Annotated in this window: 4 protein-coding genes and 1 tRNA gene; 1 reads left to right on the forward strand and 4 read right to left on the reverse strand. The window is 70.8% G+C overall.

Annotated elements, in window-relative coordinates; genetic code table 11:
- Positions 1 to 176: 176 nt before the first annotated feature.
- A tRNA-Gly gene (locus tag FNQ90_RS11710) sits at positions 177 to 247 on the reverse strand.
- 175 nt (positions 248 to 422) lie between these two features.
- On the opposite strand from FNQ90_RS11710, the gene FNQ90_RS11715 reads away from it, so the two are divergent.
- Entirely contained in the window at positions 423 to 623 is a 201-nt protein-coding gene (locus FNQ90_RS11715; RefSeq protein WP_182606315.1) for a hypothetical protein, read from the forward strand.
- A gap of 270 nt (positions 624 to 893) precedes the next feature.
- Here the strand turns inward: FNQ90_RS11715 and dcd are convergent, their stop codons facing one another.
- From dcd to FNQ90_RS11730, 3 genes are all read right to left on the reverse strand, one after another.
- A complete protein-coding gene (dcd, locus tag FNQ90_RS11720; RefSeq protein WP_182606316.1) occupies positions 894 to 1,469 on the reverse strand; it encodes a dCTP deaminase in 576 nt (191 codons plus the stop codon).
- A 59-nt stretch (positions 1,470 to 1,528) separates the two neighbouring features.
- Positions 1,529 to 2,380 (reverse strand): Yip1 family protein, encoded by an 852-nt coding sequence (locus FNQ90_RS11725; protein ID WP_323379898.1) that lies wholly within the window; start codon positions 2,378 to 2,380, stop codon positions 1,529 to 1,531.
- 284 nt (positions 2,381 to 2,664) lie between these two features.
- A complete protein-coding gene (locus FNQ90_RS11730) occupies positions 2,665 to 4,944 on the reverse strand; it encodes a (Fe-S)-binding protein (RefSeq protein WP_182606317.1) in 2,280 nt (759 codons plus the stop codon).
- Between the last annotated feature and the right edge of the window lie 328 nt (positions 4,945 to 5,272).

Genomic DNA, 5,272 nt, shown 5'->3' on the forward strand with positions numbered 1-5,272 from the left:
CGGGAGCGTCAGCGGGAGATCGCCGACGCGCTGGATGCCAAGGTGCGTGCCGAGCGCGAAGCGGCGGCTCTGCGGGCGTGTGGTGAGCGCTTATCGGGCACGCAACGGGCACGCGGGCGGTGATGGGTCCCGACAACGCAGAAGGCCCGGGTCGTTGACCTGGGCCTTTGTGCCGGAGCGGGCGACGAGAATCGAACTCGCGCTCTGAGCTTGGGAAGCTCATGTTCTACCATTAAACTACGCCCGCGAGGGGAGGCCGGAAGGGCTTCCCGTCGGTGTAGAGAATACCTCATCGCGCCCGTCGGGTGCAGCGATGGGCTCGGGTGTGACGGTCCGGTTTCGGTCGGAGCGCCGCTGCCGGGGGTGGTCCCTCCGATCCCCTACCGTATGGACGGTCGTCCAGAGCAGGGGAGTACGTCGTCTTGCAGACCACTGTCGTCCGCTGTGCCGAAGGGCACGTGTTCAGCACTCCGGCTTTCCCGATGCAGCAGTTGAATCCCGAGCGTTTGGGTCCCGCCCGGTTGCTCCGCTGTCCGCGCTGTGCGCGGTTGCGCAGCGCCGTGCCGGTGATCGGCGCGGAGGCGGCTGTCGGCGCGAGAGGGGCTGTCGTCGGGAGCGCGTGAGCGTTCGGAGGCTTGAAGGGGCGGGGCCCGGGTCGCGGTGGCGGCACGGGCCCCGTGCCGTGTCCGGTGTGGCCCGGGGCCGACTCCGCGCGAGCCGGTCCCAACCCCGCCCGGAGGCCGTGGTGTCCGGTGTCCGGGGATCCTGGCGGGCACCCGGCACCCGGCACCCGGCACCCGGGACCCGTGAGCCGGAGCAGGCCGGGAGGGACCGGGTCGCCCCGGTCGTGGGCGGAGGGCCGTTGCGGCGTTGCGGCGCCCCCGTTCGGCGGCTCAGATGGTGGTGCGGTGGAAGTCGATGTAGGAGCGCGAGGCTGTGGGGCCGCGCTGGTTCTGGTAGCGCGATCCGCGTGCGCCGGCGCCGTAGGGGCGCTCGGCCGGTGAGGTGAGCCGGAACAGGCAGAGTTGGCCGATCTTCATCCCCGGCCAGAGCTTGATGGGCAGGGTCGCGACGTTGGACAGTTCCAGCGTGACGTGGCCGCGGAAGCCGGGGTCGATGAAGCCCGCCGTCGAGTGGGTGAGCAGCCCCAGCCGGCCCAGCGAACTCTTGCCCTCCAGCCGGGAGGCGATGTCCTCGGGCAGGCCGATCAGTTCGTAGGTGGAGGCGAGGACGAACTCGCCGGGGTGCAGGATGAACGGTTCGTCGCCGACCGGTTCGATCGTGCGGGTCAGGTCGGGCTGTTCGACCGCCGGGTCGATGTGCGGGTAGCGGTGGTTCTCGAAGACCCGGAAGTAGCGGTCCAGGCGGACGTCGATGCTGGACGGCTGGACCATCTCCGGGTCGTAGGGGTCGATGGTGACCCGACCGGTCTCGATCTCCGCCCGGATGTCCTTGTCCGATAGCAACACCCCCGCAGGTTATCGCTGCGGGGGTGCGGTGCGTGCACCGGGGTTCCGGCGCGGGGTGGTCAGAGGGTGCCCAGCTTCACCAGCATGAGGATGGCGATCAACTGGATGGCCGAGGCGCCCAGGGCGCGCGGCCAGGGCAGTTCGTGGGAGCGGCTGACCATCAGGGTCAGCAGGAATCCCGCGTACAGCCAGGTGATCCAGCCGACGATCTGCACGATGATGTCGGCTCCGCCGAGGAAGACGGCGAGGCCGAGACGGGGGACGTCGGTCATCGTCATGATCAGCATGGCGAGGCCGGCGGTGGGTGCCCAGTGGCCGTTGCCGCCCAGTTGGCGGGCGAGGGTGTGGGTGACGGTGCTCAGCAGCAGGGCGCCGATGACCATGGCGACCCCGGTGACCAGCAGGTAAGGGATGAGGTTGGAGAGGGTGGCCGCGAGGATCGAGTCCCGGGCGCTGTCCAGGCCGAAGACGGCCACCAGGCCGTAGAGGAAGGTGACGATCAGCGCGGGTCCCCACACGGCGTGGTCGCGCATGTGCCAGAAGGTGGGGTCGGGGCGCAGGACCAGCCCTCGCAGCAGCTCCTTCCAGCCCAGCGGCGGCGGGCCCGGCTCGACGGGGCCGTGGTCCTCGTACGGTTCGTGGTCGGGATCGCGGTCGTCGGGGGCGCCGTACCCGGGGCCGCCCGGTCCGGGGCCGCCGTACCCGGGGCCGCCGTGCCCCTGGCCGCCGTGTTCGGGAGCGCCGTACCCGTGGCCGGAATACCGGTCGCCCCCGTGGCCGCCGCCCTGCTGCGGCGGGTAGCCGTGGCCGCCGCTCCGGGACCCGGGGAAGCCGGGCATCGGTTGGGTGTCGCCGTGTTCGCGTCGGCCGCCGTGGTCACGGGCGTCGCGGTGTCTCCTGTCTCCTGCCACGCCTATGAACCTACCTTCTGTCCGTCGGGTCGGCCGCCGGAACCCGCCCGGGCGGGAGCGGGTTCGATGTGTCGGTGGTGTTCTTCGGCCGGCGGGCGGGCGCCCGGGGTGCGTCGGGGGCGCATGACGCCGGTCGAGGTGGTGCGGGGCGCCCGGGAGCCCCGGCGCGCCCGGGGAAGCCGGAGCACCGGGGGCCCCGGAACGCACCCGGGGTGTGGGCGGACCGGTGTTCCGGTGCGTCCACACCCCGGGGGTGTCGGCCGGGAGCGGGCCCGACCCCGTTCTCAGACGGTCGGCTGCGGCTCGGGCTCGCTCCCGCTCTCCGCGCCGCCCGTCGGCTCGGCCGGGGTCTTCACCGACTCCAGCAGCAGCTGGGCCACGTCGACGACCTGGATCTCCTCGCGGGCCTCGCCGTCGTTCTTCTTGGCGTTGACCGAGTCGGTCAGCATGACCAGGCAGAACGGGCAGGCGGTGGAGACGATGTCCGGGTTGAGCGCCAGCGCCTCGTCCACCCGCTCGGTGTTGACGCGCTTGCCGATGCGCTCCTCCATCCACATCCGGGCGCCGCCGGCGCCGCAGCAGAAGCCGCGCTCCTTGTGGCGGTGCATCTCCTCGTTGCGCAGGCCCGGGACCCTCCCGATGATCTCGCGCGGCGGGGTGTAGACCTTGTTGTGCCGCCCCAGGTAGCAGGGGTCGTGGTAGGTGATCAGGCCCTCGACGGGGGTGACCGGGATCAGTCGGCCCTCGTCGATGAGGTGCTGGAGCAGTTGGGTGTGGTGGATGACCTCGTAGTGGCCGCCGAGCTGCGGGTACTCGTTGGCCAGGGTGTTGAAGCAGTGCGGGCAGGTGGCGACGATCCGCTTCTTCGCCTTCTCGACGGTCACGCCCTCCTCGGCGTCCTCGCCGAAGGCGGCGTTGAGGCTTTCGACGTTCTGCTGTCCGAGCTGCTGGAAGAGGAACTCGTTGCCCAGTCGGCGGGCGGAGTCACCGGTGCAGGACTCCTCGCCGCCCATGATGGCGAAGGAGACGCCGGCGGTGTGCAGGAGCTCCGCGAAGGCCTTGGTGGTCTTCTTGGCACGGTCCTCCAGGGCGCCGGCGCAGCCGACCCAGTAGAGGTAGTCCACCTCGGTGAGGTCCTCGACGTCCTTCCCGACGACCGGGACGGGGAAGTCGACCTCCTTGGTCCACTCCAGGCGCTTCTTCTTGGCCAGGCCCCAGGGGTTGCCCTTGCGCTCGAGGTTCTTGAGCATCGTGCCGGCCTCGGAGGGGAACGCCGACTCGATCATCACCTGGTAGCGGCGCATGTCCATGATGTGGTCGACGTGCTCGATGTCGACCGGGCACTGCTCGACGCAGGCGCCGCAGGTGGTGCAGGACCACAGGACGTCGGGGTCGATGACGCCGTTCTCCTCGGCGGTGCCCACCAGGGGGCGGCGCGCCTCGGCGAGGGCGTCGGCGGGGACGTTCGCCAGCTGCTCCTCGCTCGCCCGCTCCTTGCCCTCGGCGTCGGTGGAGCCGCCGGCCAGCAGGTAGGGGGCCTTGGCGTGCGCGTGGTCGCGCAGCGACATGATGAGCAGCTTGGGGGAGAGGGGCTTGCCGGTGTTCCAGGCGGGGCACTGGGACTGGCAGCGACCGCACTCGGTGCAGGTGGAGAAGTCCAGCAGGCCCTTCCAGGAGAACTCCTCGACCTTGGAGACGCCGAAGGTGGGCTCCTCCTCGCGCTCCTCCTCGAAGACGGTCTCGAAGTCGACCGGCTTGCCGTCGACCATGATCGGCTGGAGCTCGCCCAGGGCGGTGCCGCCGCGGGCGTCGCGCTTGAACCAGATGTTGGGGAAGGCCAGGAAGCGGTGCCAGGCGATGCCCATGGAGAGGTTCAGGCTGACCGTGATCGCCCAGACCATCGTCACGCCGAGCTTGATCATCGCGGCGAGGTAGACGAGGTTCTGGAGGGTGGCGGTCTCCAGGCCGCTGAAGGCCAGGATCAGCGGATAGGTGACGAAGAAGGCCGGGGTGTAGGAGTCCACGCCCTGCAGGGCGCCCTCGAGGCCGCGCAGCACGAGGATGGCGGCGCCGATGGCGAGGATCACGTACTCGACGAAGTACGCCTGCCAGGCGGTGGAGCCGGCGAAGCGGGACTTGCGGCCGGGCTTGGAGGGCAGGTTCAGCTGCCGGATGACGATGAGGGTCAGGATGCCCAGGGTCGTCATGGCGGCGATGAACTCGATGTACATCTCATAGGGCACGAACGAGCCGAGGACCGGCAGCAGCCAGTCGGCCCGGAAGAGCTGCCCGTACGCCTGGACGATGGTCAGGCCCAGGGTGAGGAAGCCGATGGCGACGAACCAGTGGGCGACGCCGACCACGGCCCAGCGGTTCATGCGGGTGTGGCCGAGGAACTCCCGGGCGAGGGTGAGGGTCCGCTGTCCCGGTTGATCGGTGCGCAGGCCGGCGGGCACGGGTTGGCCGAGCCGCATGAAGCGGACGAGGTGCACGGCGGCGCGGGCGATCAGGGCAACGGCGACCGCGGTCAGGACCAGCGATACGACGATCGCGACGAGTTGCATGGCAACGGCTCCTCGAACCGGCGAGACATCGGTGAGTGGGCGGACGGGCGAGTGGGCGGATGGGCCGGGGAGCCGGCGGCCGTGAGGGTGCGGGCCGCGCGGACCCCGGGCTCGGAGTCCTTCCCCGGAACGAGCTTACTAAGCGGTAACTTAACGGGCTTGGTCCGAGGGTACCGGGGCGACGGCCCGGGGCGCAGGGGGAGCGCCGGTGATATGCGTCGCTCGGCGGTCACGAGCGGTCCGGGTGGTCCTTCGAGGGGGCCCGTGGGGCCCGTGGGGTGATTGTGACGGACTCGGGGATTTCGGCGGAGATTCGGCGGAGAGGGGC

The organism is Streptomyces alkaliphilus (assembly GCF_014141535.1).
Lineage (GTDB): Bacteria > Actinomycetota > Actinomycetes > Streptomycetales > Streptomycetaceae > Streptomyces > Streptomyces alkaliphilus.